Origin of the sequence: Rhodococcus sp. SB1D (assembly GCF_048573875.1) — a bacterium.
In the GTDB taxonomy this organism is placed as follows: Bacteria; Actinomycetota; Actinomycetes; order Mycobacteriales; family Mycobacteriaceae; genus Rhodococcus_F; species Rhodococcus_F qingshengii.
In genome coordinates this window covers 13940-31708 of the sequence record NZ_JBMAIQ010000023.1, presented here as the reverse complement: position 1 = coordinate 31708, position 17769 = coordinate 13940, and the positions used below count along the sequence as shown (strand labels likewise).

17 protein-coding genes and 1 riboswitch are annotated in these 17769 nt (G+C 64.2%); of the genes, 13 read left to right on the top strand and 4 right to left on the bottom strand.

Going from position 1 to position 17769, the window contains the following annotated elements; all coding sequences use genetic code 11:
• The first annotated feature begins 29 nt into the window (after nt 1-29).
• Entirely contained in the window at nt 30-1121 is a 1092-nt protein-coding gene (trpD, locus tag ACN50D_RS30315; RefSeq protein WP_211921185.1) for an anthranilate phosphoribosyltransferase, read from the top strand.
• Nucleotides 1122-1129: 8 nt separating this feature from the next.
• Here the strand turns inward: trpD and ACN50D_RS30310 are convergent, their stop codons facing one another.
• Nucleotides 1130-1405, bottom strand: a complete 276-nt coding sequence (locus ACN50D_RS30310) for an Lrp/AsnC family transcriptional regulator (protein WP_003941677.1) — start codon at nt 1403-1405, stop codon at nt 1130-1132.
• Nucleotides 1406-1483: 78 nt separating this feature from the next.
• On the bottom strand, nt 1484-3244 hold the full coding sequence (locus ACN50D_RS30305; protein WP_211921183.1) for a DEDD exonuclease domain-containing protein: 1761 nt from the start codon (nt 3242-3244) through the stop codon (nt 1484-1486).
• 522 nt (nt 3245-3766) lie between these two features.
• Nucleotides 3767-3945: riboswitch (cyclic di-AMP (ydaO/yuaA leader) on the top strand.
• A 14-nt stretch (nt 3946-3959) separates the two neighbouring features.
• Here ACN50D_RS30305 and ACN50D_RS30300 point away from each other — a divergent pair.
• From ACN50D_RS30300 to ACN50D_RS30285, 4 genes are all read left to right on the top strand, one after another.
• Entirely contained in the window at nt 3960-4517 is a 558-nt protein-coding gene (locus ACN50D_RS30300) for a C40 family peptidase (protein ID WP_003941754.1), read from the top strand.
• 324 nt (nt 4518-4841) lie between these two features.
• Entirely contained in the window at nt 4842-5894 is a 1053-nt protein-coding gene (locus tag ACN50D_RS30295) for a C40 family peptidase (RefSeq protein ID WP_003941704.1), read from the top strand.
• A 74-nt stretch (nt 5895-5968) separates the two neighbouring features.
• The gene (locus tag ACN50D_RS30290; RefSeq protein ID WP_230691661.1) at nt 5969-7327 is read left to right on the top strand and encodes a peptidase MA family metallohydrolase; all 1359 of its coding nucleotides are present in this window, start codon (nt 5969-5971) and stop codon (nt 7325-7327) included.
• A 78-nt stretch (nt 7328-7405) separates the two neighbouring features.
• Nucleotides 7406-8533, top strand: coding sequence for a glycosyltransferase family 4 protein (locus ACN50D_RS30285; RefSeq protein WP_003941734.1), 1128 nt, complete (start codon nt 7406-7408; stop codon nt 8531-8533).
• A gap of 96 nt (nt 8534-8629) precedes the next feature.
• Here ACN50D_RS30285 and ACN50D_RS30280 read toward each other — a convergent pair whose 3' ends face one another.
• Nucleotides 8630-10441, bottom strand: coding sequence for an AMP-dependent synthetase/ligase (locus ACN50D_RS30280; RefSeq protein WP_047887999.1), 1812 nt, complete (start codon nt 10439-10441; stop codon nt 8630-8632).
• Between the two features lie 159 nt (nt 10442-10600).
• On the opposite strand from ACN50D_RS30280, the gene ACN50D_RS30275 reads away from it, so the two are divergent.
• From ACN50D_RS30275 to ACN50D_RS30240, 8 genes are all read left to right on the top strand, one after another.
• On the top strand, nt 10601-10987 hold the full coding sequence (locus ACN50D_RS30275) for a hypothetical protein (RefSeq protein ID WP_003941776.1): 387 nt from the start codon (nt 10601-10603) through the stop codon (nt 10985-10987).
• A gap of 63 nt (nt 10988-11050) precedes the next feature.
• Entirely contained in the window at nt 11051-11488 is a 438-nt protein-coding gene (locus ACN50D_RS30270) for an SRPBCC family protein (protein ID WP_003941701.1), read from the top strand.
• Nucleotides 11489-12739 (top strand): ArsA family ATPase, encoded by a 1251-nt coding sequence (locus ACN50D_RS30265; RefSeq protein WP_073512214.1) that lies wholly within the window; start codon nt 11489-11491, stop codon nt 12737-12739.
• Nucleotides 12736-13131 (top strand): hypothetical protein, encoded by a 396-nt coding sequence (locus ACN50D_RS30260; RefSeq protein ID WP_007730069.1) that lies wholly within the window; start codon nt 12736-12738, stop codon nt 13129-13131. The genes ACN50D_RS30265 and ACN50D_RS30260 overlap by 4 nt, the downstream gene beginning before the upstream one ends.
• Before the next feature lie 124 nt (nt 13132-13255).
• Nucleotides 13256-14296, top strand: coding sequence for an ROK family protein (locus ACN50D_RS30255; RefSeq protein WP_020969875.1), 1041 nt, complete (start codon nt 13256-13258; stop codon nt 14294-14296).
• Nucleotides 14297-14390: 94 nt separating this feature from the next.
• Entirely contained in the window at nt 14391-15197 is an 807-nt protein-coding gene (locus ACN50D_RS30250) for a lysophospholipid acyltransferase family protein (RefSeq protein ID WP_003941692.1), read from the top strand.
• A gap of 66 nt (nt 15198-15263) precedes the next feature.
• Entirely contained in the window at nt 15264-15755 is a 492-nt protein-coding gene (locus ACN50D_RS30245) for a polyadenylate-specific 3'-exoribonuclease AS (protein ID WP_003941683.1), read from the top strand.
• A 90-nt stretch (nt 15756-15845) separates the two neighbouring features.
• Nucleotides 15846-17231: a class II 3-deoxy-7-phosphoheptulonate synthase gene (locus ACN50D_RS30240; protein WP_007730070.1), complete on the top strand. Its 1386-nt coding sequence runs from the start codon at nt 15846-15848 to the stop codon at nt 17229-17231.
• Nucleotides 17232-17314: 83 nt separating this feature from the next.
• Here the strand turns inward: ACN50D_RS30240 and ACN50D_RS30235 are convergent, their stop codons facing one another.
• Complete coding sequence (locus ACN50D_RS30235; RefSeq protein WP_003941706.1) at nt 17315-17743, bottom strand: protein-tyrosine phosphatase family protein; 429 nt, start codon at nt 17741-17743, stop codon at nt 17315-17317.
• Nucleotides 17744-17769 lie beyond the last annotated feature (26 nt).

Genomic DNA, 17769 nt, shown 5'->3' with positions numbered 1-17769 from the left:
CCACTTGAACGACAGGGGACCAAGGCACTATGGCCGGCACCGACGCATCCAACGCCGTGAACGTCGATTCGAGTGCAGTGGTGCGGTCCTGGCCGATGATTCTCGGTTTGCTCACGGACGGCAGTGACTTGTCGGAAGCCGACAGTCGCTGGGCTATGGGCGAGATCATGTCGGACAACGCCACCTCCGCTCAGATCGCTGCTTTCGGGGTCGGCCTGAAGATGAAGGGAGAAACCCCCGCGGAGTTGGAAGGGCTCGCCGCCGCGATGCTCGAACACTCCAGGCGCGTGCCGGTCGATTCCGACGTCGTCGACATCGTCGGCACGGGTGGTGACCGCTCCAACACGGTGAACATCTCGACGATGGCCTCGATCGTGGTTGCCGCGTCCGGTGTGCGAGTTGTCAAGCACGGCAACCGCGCTGCTTCGTCCAAGAGCGGTGGCGCCGACGTGCTCGAGGCGCTCGGCGTTCGCATCGACCTCGGGCCGGAGCAGGTTGCGAGGTGCGTCGAAGAGGTCGGCATCGGCTTTTGTTTCGCGCCGGTCTTCCATCCCGCACTGCGCTTTGCGGCGGTGCCTCGCAAGGAAATCGGCATTCCGACGGCATTCAACGTGCTCGGTCCACTGACCAATCCGGCTCGTCCGCGTGCCGGGCTGATCGGGTGCGCATTTCCGAAACTGATCTCGGTCGTCGCGGGAGTCCTTGCGCAGCGCGGCAATTCGGCGTTGGTGGTACGGGGAGACGACGGACTGGACGAACTGACCACATCGACGACGTCGACGGTTCACATCGTCGGCGGTGGAAGTGTGCGAACTGTCACGCTGGATCCGCGTGACCTCGGAATCGACCGCGTTCCTCTCGAAGAGTTGCGTGGAGGCGACGCCGAAATCAACGCCACCGTCGCCAGAACGCTGCTTTCCGGGCAGAAGGGGCCGGTCCGGGACGCGGTCCTGCTGAACGCGGGAGCAGCCATCGCGGCATTCAACGGTGTCGGCGACGATCTCGAGAGTGCGATCTCTGCCGGGATGACTGCAGCCGCTGCCGCGATCGACAGCGGCGCGGGCGCTGAACTGCTTCACAAGTGGGCGGCGCTCACCGCCGAGCTGGCCGACCAAGCCTGATCGAGGGGCTATTCACCCAGCGAGAAACCGGCCTCGACGTCTGCGCTGGAGAATGACTGGAACGCAATGTGTGTGGCGGTTCGGAGAACGCCGGGCACCTTGTTGATTCCTCCGGTGACCACGTCGGCGATCTGGGCGTGGTCACGCACTTTCACGATGGCGATCAAATCGACGTCACCTGCGCACGAGTAGACCTCGGTCACTCCGGACAGGTCGGCGACGGCCTGCGCGGTTTCCGGGATCCGAGCGGACTCGGCGTGAATCATGACGATGGCGTTGATCATTTCTCTCCTCGATTTCCCTGCGGGTTGTGATGACCCGGTGGTTTCGATCGAGCTTAGGGGTGCCGCCCCGCCGTTACGTCATCGATGTTCGGATTCGGTTCCGGCTCGGGCGAGTCGGCACCAGGCTTCCCACTTGCCGGCGCCGCTCACAGGTTCGACGTATCCGGATGTCGCCGACACGATTCGGACACCGTCCGACGAGAGCCACCTTGCGATCAGTCCCAGTTCTTCGGGTGACGCGCCGCGGAACGGGGCGTCGTCCGGTAGGACGGTTTCGGCCGCCGCGGTGATGGCGTCGACGACGGGCATCGGGTGAGTCCCACGTCTGGCGAGCCCGGCGGACGCGAGACGCCCGGACCGGATCACCGACAGCTCCCAGCCGCCGTCTCCGGTGGGGCGGGCGAGAACGAGTTGTTCGATCGCCGCGACTGCAGCGAGTCGCTGAGTGCGCCGCACTGCGGTGGCGACTGCGACCGTTCGGTCACGCAGACGCGCAGCATTCTCGAACAACGCGTGTGCGGACAGCTCGTCGATCCGGGCCTGCATCTGTTGGAGGGGAGTGTCGTTGGTTCCTCGGAAGAATCCACGCACGGCCTCAGGGGCGGCCGCGTAGTCCTCTGCGTTGATTTCCGGGGTCCAGGAGGCTGGACACGCCCCCAGTTCGCGAGCGGGGCAGTCAGGGCCGTGAACGGCGCCGCGTCCGAGACGCTTGGTACACGTGCGCAGACGACTGAACTCTGCGACGGTGTCGGCGACGTCGACTGCGTCGGCGCGAGAGGTGAACGGGCCGATCGAATCGGCCGTGGGCGTGCGAACCACGGACAGTCTCGGAAACGCCTCGTCGGTGAGGGTGATCCACCAACCTCGCTTGGGAAACTTGGAGCGACGGTTGTACGGCGGCGCATGCGCGCTCAGCAGTCGTAGTTCACGCACCCCGGCTTCGAGAGCGTGCGCGCACTCGACATGGTCCACGCGGGTGGCCAGCGCGACCATTTCCTTCATCCGGCCGCGGGTCTCCGAACCGGTGAAGTAGTTGCGGACGCGGCGTCGAAGGTCGGTAGCAGTTCCTATGTAGAGGGCTTCGTCGGAAGGACCGCGGAAAAGGTAGACACCGGGGCTTCGCGGCAGGTTTGCGGCGAAGGACCGTTTGGCCCGTTGATGCGAGGAAATGTTGGGCAGGTAGTCGACCAGTTCGCTGTAACTGTGGACACCCTGGTTTCCGACCCTGTCGATCAGTCCGTGGAGGACGTCGACGGTCGCACGCGCGTCGTCGAGAGCCCGGTGCGTCGGCTGGGTGGTCACTTGGAAGAGATGGGCGAGTGCGGAGAGCTTCACCGAAGGTGCTTCGTCGCGTGAGAGTACGCGCCGGGCGAGTTTGACGGTGCACAGGACACGGAACGCAGGCCACGGGCGCGCGCTGCGTGACGCCGCTGCTTTGAGGAAACCGATGTCGAACGGCGCGTTGTGTGCCACCAGCACCGCGCCCTCGGCGAACTCGAGAAAAGCAGGCAGGACACGTTCGATGGGAGGTGCACCGATCAGCATGGCTGTGGTGATTCCGGTCAGTTCGACTATGTACGGCGGAATCGACCGGCCGGGGTCGACGAGTGTTGCCATTTCGCCCAGTACCTCGCCGCCGCGGATCTTGACGGCGCCGATCTCGGTGATGGAGTCCTGGTCGGCGCTGCCCCCTGTGGTCTCGAGGTCGACGACGACAAATGTTGTCTCGCTCAGCGGTGTGTCCAGTTCGTCGAAGCTCAGTTGCCGCCCGACGTCGAACTTCTCCCCGTCGGAGAACGGGGGCGGAGACGGAAATTCTCGGGCCGAGGCGGGACTCACACCGCAGACAGTAGAAGTACCCCCCGACACGAATTCGAGAGTGCAGACACGGAATCCGACCCGCACGGACTTCCGTTGCGAAATCGGTCGATGAACGCCCGACAAAAGTAGGAGAGACGAGGATCACACTTGCGGTGGGAACTCGCGAATGTGGACGCGCGCCTACTTGTGAGTAGGGCGAGTCGAGGGGGTCTTCGGTGCGTCTGTCGACGGCTGAAACCGCGTCCGTGACCGGAACAAGTTCTAGTTTCAAGTAATCATCGTTGAACTGCATGGAAGATCGGATTGTCGGGTTTGGTGAGCCTTGGCAGTGGGTAGCGGGCGCGGGTTTGACGGCCTGGAGTGGGTCGCCGAACCGACCTGTTGTTATCTCCCCGTGACCCGCCGGGCGTATCGCGGGCGCGGCACCGCGATTTCCGGCGAATCGGGCGCGATTGTCACGAAGCGGTCGACATCGTCGCGATCATTTCGTAACCTTCCTGAGACCTAACGAAGTCTTGCCGGACCAAACAGGACCGGCATCGTCAGGAACCGCCTAATCGGGATCTCCGCGAGGAACCCGAACCGGGAACCCAAGTTTCCACTGGGGTGAATCCCGCCTGGGGTGCAGCACGCAGGATCGCTGCAGACCACGCGGGTAGGGCTGATCTTCCCAGCCCGAACCCGTCAGCTAACTCGGTCGGCGGATGAATGGAAGAAATGGAGCACCCCTTAAGTGGCGTCACAGAGTTTCAAGCGTTCAGCGCAGTTGGCAGTAGCCGGCGCGCTCGCAGTCGGAGCATTCGCTGCAACCGCTGCACCTGCCTCGGCAGACCCCATCACCATCCCCGGCGTCGGCACGTTCGAGGTTCCGGGCGTTTCTATTCCTCAGTTGCCGGTCATTCCGGGCATCACCGACATCGCACCGGCTGCACCGGCCGCTCCCATCTCCAGTGTTGGTGAGCAGGCAGTTCGCGCCGCAGAGAGCAAGCTGGGCTCCCCGTACGTGTACGGCGCAGCCGGCCCGGACGCATTCGACTGCTCAGGTCTCGTTCAGTGGGCATACAAGCAGGCCGGTCTCAACCTGCCTCGCACGAGCTACGACCAGGCTGCAGCCGGCGTTGCCGTCGCACAGTCCGATCTTCAGGTCGGCGACGTGATCTCCTTCTACGGCGGATCGCATTCGGGCATCTACGCCGGTAACGGCAATGTCATCCACGCGTCGACCGCTGGTCAGCCCGTGAAGCTCGCTCCGGTGTCCTCGATGCCGTACGACGGCGCTCGCCGTTACTGATTTCTGAACACGCTCGACGGCTGTCTCCGGTAGGCAGTCGGAACGATCCGCCGCTGTGATGCGGCGGAGCTCGGGGGAGCTCCGGATCTTCGAATGTGGGCCTCGAATCTTCGATTCGGGGCCCACATTTTCGTTTCGCGACAATTCGCCCGGTACTTCACCCCGACACGCCTACCGGCGAGTAGACACAAACGTATGCCGTTCCGTAACCTTATCGAGACATTGCGCGGCCGAGACAGGTACTGTGGATAGTTGACAGCCAGCTAACAGATCGTCGACCGGCCCCGGTCGGCGTCGCTTCACCGAGACGGAGAGTTGCATTCCGTGGTTTCATCGAAAAACAACAGTCGAGTACGGGCCGCATTGACAGTGGGAGTGCTGGCGTTCGGACTCGTTGCAGGGCCTTCGATGCAGGCCGGTGCCGACCCCGTCATCACCAACCCCACCGAGGCGCTCGACAAGCTCGGTGAACTCTCCCGGGTTTCCGAGCAGACCAACGAAGCGCTGCACAACGCGCAGATCGACCTCGACGCGAAGCTGGCAGTCGCGAATGATGCGGACGTGCGATCGGCAGCCGATCAGGGTCTTCTCGACGCGGCTTCGGCGCGCGTCGCCGAGTTCGCTCCGGCGGTAAACCGTATTGCCACAGCGAATTACCAGGGTGCGCGAACCAATCGCCTCTTTGCGTTGATGGTGAGCGACTCGCCGCAGCAGTTGCTCGACCAGATGTCTGCGCTCGACGTGATTTCCAACGACGCGGCAGTACAGGTCTCTCAGTTCAACCAAGCCACTGCCGATGCGCGTGCCGCCTCGGAAGCATCGAAGCGATCGGCCGAAGAAGCGCGAACCGCCGCCGATCAAGCCCGCGCACTCAGTGACGATTTGCAGCGCAAGCAGAGTGAACTGCAGACGCAGATCGCCGACGTGACCAAAGCCTTCCAGAATCTCACCGACGACGAACGTAACCAACTGAGCGGTACGCCTTTCCCGCCGGATGTCGATCTCAGCAAAATTCTGGCTAACTTGACCCCTGGCTCGGGTGCTGCTGCTCTGCAGGCAGGCCTCACGCGGATCGGTGACCCGTACGTCTGGGGCGCGACCGGCCCGAACGAGTTCGACTGCTCAGGTCTGGTGGTGTGGGCCTACAAGCAGATCGGAAAGACTCTGCCGCGATCGAGCCAAGCGCAGGCGCAGGGCGGTGTACCGGTGTCGAGGGACCAACTACAGCCCGGCGACGTCGTGACGTTCTACAGCGACAACTCGCATGTCGGCATCTACGCCGGCGACGGAAACATTCTGCATGCGTCGACGTTCGGCGTACCGGTGAAGGTCCAGTCGATGGCAGGCATGGAGTTCTCCACTGCGCGTCGTTACTGACGGCTTGCTGCGCCTGAGTGGCGTGTGGCCAGCCGCCGTGAAGCGTCGAGTCGAGTTCTCCTACACTCGGCACCGTGCCGACTGAACCGATGACGACGCCCGACGTCGGCGCAGATCGACCACGCCGTTGGGAGTATCCGGCCCTCGTGGCGCTCGGTGTAGCCGTGGTGCTCGTTCTGGGCCTGACGATCTTCCTGACGAACAGGTCCGATTCCGACGAAAACGCCGCCGCCGAACAGGACGCGGAACGCAGCGCTCAAGTCCAGAGCTTTCTCGATGCATGGGCCGCGGCTCAGATGTCCGACGATCCGTCGGGGCTGGCGAAGTTCGTCGACAGTTCCGCCGCACCCGGTGTGCTCGAGGCGGAAGTTCGACGAGCCACTGCAGCGGGAGCGCTCGAATTCTCCGACTGGGGATACGAGATTCCCAGCGGCGGCCTGACTCCGGCGCCGCGAACCGGTGCGCCGGGCGGAGACGTCGAAGTATGGAATGCGCAAGTTCTGTTGCGGTACGCCCTCGACGGCGTCGACGCATTGCCCACGCGCAAGGCAGTGTCCATGACACTCGCGAAACGCGGCGATCAGTGGTCGGTTCTTGCGGACGGGTCGATCGTCGGACTGGACGGCGCCCGAACGGCGGGCGAATCCTGGAACGGCCCCTGGGACTTCGGCCCGCTTGCCGTCGCCGAGAATTCTGCGGGTAACGCGCTGGTGATCGGCCACCCGGGTCAGCAGGCGTTCGTCGACGCTTTGGCTGCCGATGTGGACTCAGCCATCGAGAACACGACGCAGTTGTGGGGGCCGTGGTGGTCCGAGCGCGCGGTGCTCATGGTGGCGGGGTCCGCTGAGGAATTCACCGCACTGGTCGGCTCCCATCACGACGGCGCTTCGATTGCCGCAGTGTCGGTCGCGGATGCGACGGCGGACGGGTCTTCCGACGTGAGCGGCCAGCGGGTGGTCTTCTCGCCTGCCGCGGCTTCGAGGTTGACCGACATCACCAGGCGAACTGTGTTGCGCCACGAACTGATGCACATAGCCGCCCGATCGAAAACCCGTGACGGGTCGCCGATGTGGGTATTGGAAGGGTTTGCCGAATACGCGGGAAACCGTGGATCCTCGCGGGCCTGGGGTGAGATCGCGCCGACTCTGGCGGCAGCGGTACGCTCCGGCGATACTCCGACCGAGTTTCCGGACGACACGCAGTTCAGCGGTGTACCGGTCGTGAGTTCACTGGCGTACGAATCGGCGTGGTCGATCAACGCGTATATCGCCGATCGATTCGGAGAAGCAAAGCTGACCGACCTCTTTCGCGCTCTCGCCTCCGGAAAGATGACTGCCGAAGACCTCGATTCGCGGATCCGAGCGGTCGTTGGCGTCGGAACCGAGGAACTGCGAGCCGGATGGGTCGACTGGACCAACAGCCATCTGGGCTGAGCGGTTCGCGGCTGGGTCGATTGCAGCGGCGAGGTGCCCTTCGCACGTTTGAAGCACCGAGTGCCCTACGGTGGACGGATGCGCCGGACCCTCTTGGTGACCAACGATTTTCCTCCTCGCCCCGGAGGTATCCAGTCCTATCTCCACACGTTCGCCGGGCATCTGCCGCCGGACAAGTTGGTGGTGTACGCACCGCGGTGGCGGGGCGACTCGCACAAGAAGTTCGATGCGGCACAGCCTTTCGAGGTCGTTCGGCACCCGACGACGCTGATGCTGCCGTCGCCTTTTGTCGCTCGTCGAGCCGCGAAGTTGGTCAAGAAGCACGACTGCGAGTCGGTCTGGTTCGGTGCGGCAGCGCCGTTGGCGTTGTTGGCGCCGGTTGTTCGACGTGCCGGAGCGAGCCGAGTGATCGCGAGTACTCACGGCCACGAGGTCGGATGGTCGATGATTCCCGGTGCGCGGCAGTCGTTGCGTGTGATCGGTGACCACACCGATGCGGTGACGTTCGTCAGCAAATACACCCGTGGGCGGTTCTCGGCGGCCTTCGGCCCGCAAGCGGCGCTCGAGCACCTTCCTTCCGGAGTGGACACGTCAGTGTTCCACCCGGACTCGGTCGCCCGCGCGGAACTGCGTAAGCGATACGGGCTGGGCGAGCGGCCCACGATCCTGTGCCTGTCGCGGCTCGTGCCACGCAAGGGGCAGGACATGCTCATCAAGGCGCTGCCGACCGTACGCAAGAGCATTGACGGGGCGGTACTGGTGATCGTCGGAGGTGGGCCGTACGAGGACCATCTCCGCCAATTGGCGCGTAAGACCGGGATGGACGATCACGTCGTCTTCACGGGCACGGTGCCCGCCGCAGAGTTGGCGGCGCACCACACGATCGCCGACGTGTTCGCCATGCCGTGCCGTACCCGAGGCGCCGGATTGGACGTCGAAGGACTGGGAATCGTCTACCTCGAGGCCTCGGCTACCGGTGTGCCGGTCATCGCCGGGCGCAGTGGTGGCGCTCCGGAAACGGTGCAGCAGAACAAGACCGGGCTCGTGGTCGACGGCACCTCTGTTCGCGACGTCGCCGAATCCGTGATCGAGGTGCTGTCCGATCGTGATCGCGCGGCCGCGATGGGAGCAGCCGGCCGGGCATGGGTTGCCGAAGACTGGAAGTGGGACACGCTCGCTTCGAAACTGCGTAATCTCCTCGGCTGAGCAAACGGGACTCGAACGCGAACGGCCCGCACCGAATTCGGTGCGGGCCGTTCATGTCGGCACGTTCGTGTCGGCAGAGGACTGATCGGCGAAAGACTACTTGGCGTAGATCTTTTCGATGTCGGCGGCAAAGCTCTCGTGCACGACGTTGCGCTTGAGCTTCATCGTGGGCGTGAGTTCGCCTGTGTCCTCGGAGAAGTCGACCGGAAGAATGCGGAACTTCTTGATCGCCTCGGCGTGTGAGACGAGCTTGTTGGCCTCGTCGATGGCGTCCTGGATTTCGCCGACCAGTTCGCCGTCCGAAACCAGGTCGGCCGCTGTGGTTCCTGCGGCCTTGTTGTTGCGCTCGTTCCAGGCGGGGAGAGCTTCGGCGTCGATGGTGATGAGGGCGCCGATGAAAGGCTTCTGGTCGCCGACCACGATGGCCTGGCTGATCAGCGGGTGCGCGCGAAGGGAATCCTCGAGCTGAGCGGGGGAGACGTTCTTGCCGCCTGCCGTGACGATGATTTCCTTCTTGCGGCCGGTGATGGTGATGTAGCCGTCCTTGTCGACGGTGCCGAGGTCGCCGGTGTGGAACCAGCCGTTCTCGATCGACTCGGCGGTGGCCTTCTCGTTGCGCCAGTAGCCGGTGAAGACCACCGGTCCCGAGAGGAGGATTTCGCCGTCTTCTGCGATACGAACGGAGTTGCCGGCCAACGGCTTTCCGACAGAGCCGACCTTCTGTGCGCCGATGGTGTTGACGGCGAAGGCCGCGGTGGTTTCGGTCAGTCCGTAGCCCTCGTAGATCGTGACGCCGATACCGCGGAAGAAGTGGCCGAGTCGAGCGCCCAGAGGTGCACCACCGGAAATGGCCAGCTGGCACTGCCCGCCGAGCGCTGCGCGCAGCTTCGAGTACACGAGCTTGTCGAAGAGAGCGTGCTTGGCCTTGAGAACGATGCCGGCGCCGCCCTTGTCCTGCGCCTCGCTCCACGCGACGGCGGTGTCTGCGGCCGCGTCGAAGATCTTTCCCTTGCCGTCGCCGTGCGCCTTGGCGCGTGCGCTGTTGTAGACCTTCTCGAACACGCGCGGCACCGAGAGGATGAAGTCGGGCTTGAACTCGCCGAACGTCGGAACGAGGTTCGGGATGTCACTCGTGTGCCCCAGCGCTGCACCGGCGTCGAACGACGCGATGCTGACTGCGCGAGCGAGAACGTGCGCGAGCGGCAAGAACATCAGCGTGCGGACGCCAGGAGTCTTGAGCAGCGTGCCGAGGTTGGAGTCGAGGATGCCCTTCGACTCGGCAATCAGGTTGGAGTGCGTCAGCTGGCAGCCCTTGGGTCGGCCCGTGGTGCCCGACGTGTAGATCAGGGTCGCGGGATCGGATGCCTTCAGTGCCGCGACGCGGGCGTGGACGTCCTCGTCGGAGATGTCGGCGCCCAGTGCGGTCAATTCCTCGACGACACCCTTACCGCCCGCCGCGGCATCGATCTGGTAGACCGTGCGCAGCGCGGGGGCGGCTGCAGCGACGTCCTTCACGGTCGCGGCGTGAGTGTCGTTCTCGACGATGAGGTCGATTGCTTCGGAGTCCTCGAGAATCCAACGAACCTGCTCGGCTGCGGAGGTTTCGTAGATCGGAACCGTCACGCCACCGGCTGCCCAGATGGCGTAGTCGACGAGCGGCCATTCGAAACGCGTCGCCGACATGAGGCCGACGCGGTCGCCCTGCTTGACGCCGATCGCGATGAGGCCCTTGGCGACGGCAGTCACCTGAGCGGCGAAATCGCCTGCAGTGACATCGACCCATGCATTTCCGACTTTGCGCTTGTAGACAACCGCCGCCGGCTTCGTCTTCGCGAAGGCGAAGACCGAGTCGACCGCGGAGGCATCCTCGGGAATGGTGAACGTCTGGGGTGCGCTGAACTCAGGCACGAAATACCTCCGACACTGCGAAATACTGACGAGTAGGGTTTTCGTCTCCTACTGTAGTCGCATGTCCGACGCAGTTGTGGCCAGGCTTACAGTCTGTCCGGTATGTAGTGTTGCGACACCCCTCGACGCTTCGCGGACGCGATATGTGAAGCTACTTCGGTGAGCAGCATTCAGGTCGCAGACCAGACTTTCATCGCCGCCCCGCCCGAGCGGGTCGCCGAACTGTTGTCCTCGCGCGCGCAGTGGCGTCGCTGGTTCAGTGATCTCGAGCTCGAAGTCCGGGAAGATCGCGGTCCCGCAGGATTCCGTTGGGGAGTGTCAGGTCAGCTGGTCGGCACCATGGAGGTGTGGCTCGAACCGGTCATGGACGGGACGATCGCGCACTACTTCCTGCACTGTGAGCCGGTCGGCGTATCGCCGTCCGATCTGGCGACCCTCGACCTCGCCGGGATGAACCGCAAGCGTCGGGTCGACGGCAAGGTCATGTCGTTCCAGCTCAAACGCGAACTCGAAGCGGGACGTGCCGCCGGAGTAGCACCGGACTGATAATCGAAGCACTGCACGTTGTGCAGGTTCTGGACTTTTGACGAAGGAAGGTAGCGCAGTCGTATGGCCGAGAAGACCAAGGGGTTGATCAGCATCGACGCTCCTGCCGACGCCGTGATGGACGTCATCGCCGATTTCGAGCGGTACCCCGAGTGGGTGGCCGCGGCGAAGTCCGTCGAGGTGACGGCGCCGGGACAGGGCGGCCGCGCGGACCGAGTACGTTTCGTCCTCGACGCGGGGATGGTGAAGGACACCTACGAACTGCAGTATTCGTGGGCACCGGACGGTATGGCGGTGAGTTGGGAGCTGATCTCGGGCGAGATTCAGAAGTCCCAATTCGGTTCGTACACACTCGAGCCCGGCCCGAACGGCACCACGTCGGTCACCTACGAGTTGACGGTCGACCTGACGATTCCGATGATCGGACTGTTCAAGCGCAAGGCCGAGAAGATCATCACCGACACAGCTCTGAAGGAACTGAAGAAGCGAGTCGAGGGCTGAGTGCCGGAGCAACGATCGCGCGTCCAACTGTTCGTCGGTAAAGGCGGAGTAGGCACGACGACGCTTGCCGCAGCGACTGCTGTGTCGGCTGCGACCGATGGGGCGAGAGTGCTGCTCGTGTCGATCGATCAGGCAGGTTCTCTTGCAGACGTCCTGGGCGTGCCGAATCCGCGAACGACCACATCTCTCACCGAGCGTCTCGACGTCCGGCAACTCGACACGTCAGCGCTCCTCGAGGACAAGTTCCGAGGATTGTCGGGGTTGATCGACGCTGCAGGAACTTTCGGAGCGGGAGATCACGAACACGGTTCGTCGTTCGAGGGCTTGGAACCGGAAGAGTTGACGGGATCCCTGGGCATCCAAGACATGCTCGGGCTCGCCGAGATCGTCGACCTCTCGGACAGCGGCGACTACGACCTCGTGATCGTGGACTGTCCGGCCGCCGCCGAAGCGCTGCGGATACTCGGCTCGCCGTCGATGGTGTCGGAGTATCTCGAGCGATTGTGGCCGCGGCACAGGCGGATGGTCGCTGTGACAGGTACGGACATGCGGCTGCTCCTGCTCGTGTCCGTCGTCGAACGCGTGCTCGCGTCGGTGGATCGGATCGCGGTTCACCTCTCGGATCGGGAGAACACCGGCGTGCGTGTGGTGACGTCGGCCGACGGCGTGTCGGTCGCGGCGACTCGTCGGACGTTGTCCGGGCTGGCTCTGGCCGGGTTGCGAGTTGACGGGATTGTGGTCAACAACCTTGTCCCGCAGTTCAACTCGTCCGCCGGGAAGGGTGTCGACGATTCACCGGCGGCGCAGTGGCTCGCGTCGATCCGGGCGGCTCAGGCACTCGTCGTGGACGAACTGCGTGGATCAACCGATGGAATGTCCGTCACAACGGTCGAACGCGCTTGCGCCGAACCGGTAGGGTTGGCCGCTCTGGGCGAGATCGCGGCCACGTTCGAGGGTGGAACGGGCACGGATTCGGGCACCGTCGGTACCGCGGACAACATCGTGGTGTCGTTGGAGTCCGGGACCGGAGTCGATTCGGTGTACGTGATGCGGATGTACCTTCCGCTCGTGGATCCGTCGTCGTTGTCGTTGGGCCGGGTGGAGGACGATGTGCTGGTGGGAGCAGACGGCGTACGACGCAGAGTTCGTTTGGCGTCGGTGCTGCGTCGTTGTGTCGTGAACGGGGCGGAGTTGGACGGCAGTTACCTGATCATCCGGTTCAGCCCGGATCCCGCGGTGTGGCCGGTATGAGCGAAGAGCACGAGCGCCTCGTCGCGGAGTTTCGCGCGCTGGCGGAAACCGTTCTGACGCGCCTGGAACCGGTGCTGCAGAAGGCCGCAGCAGCGACGGCCGACGTTGCGAGTGACTCGGCGTCCACGGACACGCAGCCGGTGTTCACCGGCTGCAGCTGGTGTCCGGTGTGCGCCCTCGCCGCACTGGTTCGCGGTGAGCACCACGAACTGTTGGCATTCCTCGCGGGTCAAGCAGCAGCATTCCTTGCGTTGCTTCGTGAGATTCTCGACGAGTTTCTCGGGGGGCCGTCAGGCCCCGATCGTGGACCCGAAGGCGGTCCGACGACGCCAGGTGCGGAGCGAACTCGCACGGCGGCATTTGTCCCGATCAACGTGACGGTCAAGGACTGACTCAGTACCCCGGGTAGAGCGAACGGCCCGAGATGAGCACAATCGACACAATGGTCACCGACGCACGAGGCACCGATTCAGGGTGCGCACTCCAGCGGACGCCGCTCGCGCGGGAATCGTCGCGATGAGCGCGCGCCGCTTGAAAGCGGTCTCCGACTCCACCATGGACGACATCTTGACGGTCGGCATCGACGTCGGCGGGACGAGTATCAGGGCCTCCGTCGTGGACGTCGACGGACAAGTGCTCGAGATGATTCAAGCCCCGACCCCGCAGTCGGCCAGGGCACTCGAAGACGGTCTCGATCGCGTCGTGCGCGAATTGGTCACCAGGCACGAGGTATCGGCCGTGGGGTTGGCGGTCGCCGGCTTCATCACCTCCGATCGAAGCTCGGTTCGGTTCGCTCCGCACTTGCCATGGGTGGACGCGCCGGTCGGAAGTGACTTGAGCAAGCGGCTCGGCTTGCCGGTCGTTCTCGAACACGACGCCAATGCAGCGGCGTTCGCGGAGCACCGATTCGGCGCGGCCGCAGGTGGCCGCAATGTCGTGATGGTGGCGATCGGGACCGGAATCGGTGGAGCGCTGCTGATCAACGGTGAGCTGTACCGGGGGAGTCACGGCGTCGCTCCCGAACTGGGCCACATCCAGGTCGTTCCGGGCGGGCGTCAGTGCGCGTGTGGCAAACGTGGGTGTTGGGAGCGCTATTGCAGCGGAACGGCGCTCGTCGACACGGCAATCGAACTGCTTGCCGCCGACCCGGCCGCGTCGACGGTCCTGGCGCGTGAGGTAGCGGTGGATCCTGGTTCGCTCACCGGTCGCCGGATCGCCAACGCCGCGCAGGACGGTGACCCACTCGCGCTGGCAACGATCGCCGAGTTCACCCGCTGGCTGGCCGTGGGTCTGGCCATGGTCGGTGACGTCTACGATCCCGATCTGGTCGTGATCGCCGGCGGCGTCGCGAGTTCTGCCCCACTGTTTCTCGACGACGCCCGCGAGCAATACGCGACATTGTTGACCGGGGCGAAGCACCGCCCACTGGCCCGCATCCGTTCCGCTCAGCTGGGCGAAGCTGCGGGCATGGTCGGCGCCGCCGCTTTGGCCCGATCGGTAGTGCCTCAGGATCTCGGTGGGGTCGACGGCGCTGGAACCACGTCTGCCGGACTGTGATCGGGTCGATCCTGCAGGGGCGTGTGTAGCGGGGGTTACCGGTCGGCAGTAAGGTCGTACTCAGCGAAATTCAGCTGTGAATGGGAGGGACGCCGTGTGGTATTGGCTCTTCAAGTATGTGTTGCTGGGGCCGATTCTCTGGCTGCTCGGGCGTCCGACGGTCAAGGGTCACGAGAACATTCCGACTGACGGGGCGGCCATTCTGGCCAGCAATCACCAGGCGGTTCTGGACTCGTTCTACCTTCCGCTTCGCGTCAACCGCCGCATCACGTTCCTTGCCAAGAGTGAGTACTTCACCGGTTCCGGTCTGAAGGGCGCTTTCCAGAAGTGGTTCTTCACCGCGGTCGGTCAGGTCCCTATCGACCGAACCGGTGCAGACGCGGCGCAGGATGCACTCAACGCCGGTCTCAAGGTCCTCGGTTCGGGCAGCCTGCTGGGTATCTACCCCGAGGGGACGCGCTCGCCTGACGGTCGCCTCTACAAGGGCAAGACCGGAATGGCGCGCCTCGCACTTGAATCGGGCGTCAAGGTGATCCCGGTAGCGATGGTCGGCACCGACAAGATGAATCCGATCGGCTCACGGATGTGGCGTCCCGCCAAGGTCACCGTGATCGTCGGCGAACCCATCGATTTCTCCCGCTTCGAAGGCATGGGCGGAAACCGCTTCGTCGAGCGCGCTGTGACCGACGAGGTGATGTACAAGTTGATGAAACTCTCCGGCCAGGAGTACGTGGACATCTACGCGGCAAGCCTCAAGAACCAGGCGCCCACGAAACCCGAAGCTGCCGTCGACGTTCCGGCGGAAGGCGGCGAGTCGGTTGTCGATCTCGTGGCCTCGGCTGAGTCGAAGGAATCCGCGAAGTCCGACAAGGATTCGCTCCCGGACGCACAAGCCAGCTAGAGATTTCCCACACCGGCCGCACGCGCATTGGCTCCAGAGCCTGCGCGTGCGGCATAGTTTTCGGACGTGCGCTACTTCTACGACTGTGAATTCATCGAAGACGGTCGAACCATCGATCTCGTGTCCATCGGCGTTGTCTGTGAGGACGGCCGAGAGTACTACGCGGTTTCGACGGAGTTCGATCCCGCCCGTGCCGGTAGTTGGGTGCGCAAGAACGTGCTGCCGAAGTTGCCGCAGCCTTCGTCGCCGCTGTGGAAATCACGCGAGAAGATCCGCGACGATCTTCTGAAATTCTTCGTTCCGCGGCCGATGGTGGTTCCGGAGCTCTGGGCGTGGGTCGCCGCCTACGACCACGTCGCGCTGTGCCAGTTGTGGGGCGACATGACGGAACTACCGCAGTCGATGCCGCGGTACACCCGCGAACTCCGACAGTTCTGGGAAGACAACGGCAGTCCTGCCCTCCCGTCGGCGCCCGCCGACGCACACGACGCACTTGCCGACGCCAGGCACAACCTCGTGAAGTTCGACGCCATTTCGGCTGCACGGTCACTTCGCTGACCCAGGTTTCGGTGCGCGGGAAGTGTTCCGATTGGGCTGCGATCGAGAGCCTGTGTGACGCGCCGACGAGCGAGCGAATATCCTGTAGAGGTGAACTGGACTGTCGACGTGCCGATCGACCGCTTGCCCGAACTCCCGCCGCTGCCTGCCGGACTGCGTAAGCAGCTCGACGAGGCGCTCGCGAAGCCCGCTGCTCAGCAGCCCTCGTGGCCCGCTGACCAGGCGGCCGCCATGCGGACTGTGCTCGAGAGCGTGCCTCCCATCACGGTGGCCAGCGAAGTCGAGGCGCTGCAAGAGCGTCTCGCGCAGGTCGCGCGTGGTGAGGCATTTCTGCTCCAGGGCGGTGACTGCGCCGAGACCTTCGCGGACAACACCGAGCCGCACATCAAGGGAAACATCCGCACGTTGCTGCAGATGGCCGTCGTGCTCACCTACGGTTCCTCGATGCCGGTCGTCAAGGTGGCTCGCATCGCCGGCCAGTACGCCAAACCGCGCTCTGCCGACATCGACTCGTTGGGTCTGAAGTCCTACCGCGGCGACATGATCAACTCGCTCGTCGCCGACGAGGCAGTCCGCGCCCACGATCCTTCGCGACTGGTGCGTGCATACGCCAACGCCAGCGCCGCGATGAACCTGGTTCGCGCACTCACCGGCGCCGGCATGGCCGACCTGCACAAGGTGCACGATTGGAACCGCGAATTCGTCGCAGCGTCTCCCGCGGGCGCACGCTACGAGCAACTGGCAGCCGAGATCGACCGCGGCCTGCAGTTCATGAACGCGTGTGGCGTCACCGATCCGAGCCTGCACCAGGCACAGATCTTTGCCAGCCACGAGGCCCTGGTTCTCGACTACGAGCGCGCGATGCTGCGTCTCGACAACGACAGCGATCACCCCAAGCTCTACGACCTGTCGGCTCACTTCCTCTGGATCGGTGACCGCACTCGTCAGCTCGACGGCGCGCACATCGCCTTCGCCGAGTTGGTGTCCAACCCGATCGGCCTCAAGATCGGCCCGAGCACGACGCCGGAAATGGCGGTGGAATACGTCGAGCGTCTCGACCCCACCAACAAGCCAGGTCGTCTGACTCTGATCTCGCGCATGGGCAACGGCAAGGTCCGCGACCTGCTGCCGGCGATCATCGAGAAGGTCCAAGCCACCGGTCACCAGGTCATCTGGCAGTGCGATCCGATGCACGGCAACACCCACGAAGCCTCCACCGGGTACAAGACGCGCCACTTCGACCGCATCGTCGACGAGGTCCAGGGATTCTTCGAGGTCCACAACGGTCTCGGCACGCATCCGGGTGGCATCCACGTCGAGCTGACCGGTGAGAACGTCACCGAGTGCCTCGGCGGCGCGCAGGACATCTCCGACCTCGATCTCGGCGGTCGCTACGAGACGGCGTGCGACCCCCGATTGAACACCCAACAGTCGTTGGAGCTCGCGTTCCTCGTGGCCGAGATGCTGCGAGGCTGAAACCTTGCTTCGCCGAAGCTGATTCGCGCCGGCATAGATTTTCGGCAACCGCCCTCACCCGCTCGCGCAGGTGGGGGCGTTCGCTATTGCGTGAATCGTGTGACGAATCGGCGCTGCCAGGGCATTTCGACGGCGCGAGGTGAGTAACGTGCGCGAACGTACGCGGTGGCGTCCTTACTGGGCACTCCGTCCATGACGGCAAGAGCGGCCAACGCTGTTCCGGTGCGGCCGTATCCACCACCACAAGCGATCTCGACTCTTTCGGTTTCCGAGCGCACCCACACTTCGTGCAAGGCCCTGCGCAGCGCATCGGGATCGCTCGGCAACCAGAAATCTCGCCAGCGGACCCACTCCGACTCCCATTCGGTGTCGGGAGGTTCTTTGCCGGTCAGATAGACGCCGAAGGTGGGGAGAGGTCCGGAAGGAAGTGGATTGCGGAGTCCTCGACCCCGAATCGATCTCCCCGACGGCAAGTCGAGTATCCCAATGCTCTCGGGTTCCCACGTGGCCATGAATTCAGATTAGGCCGAAGCGGACT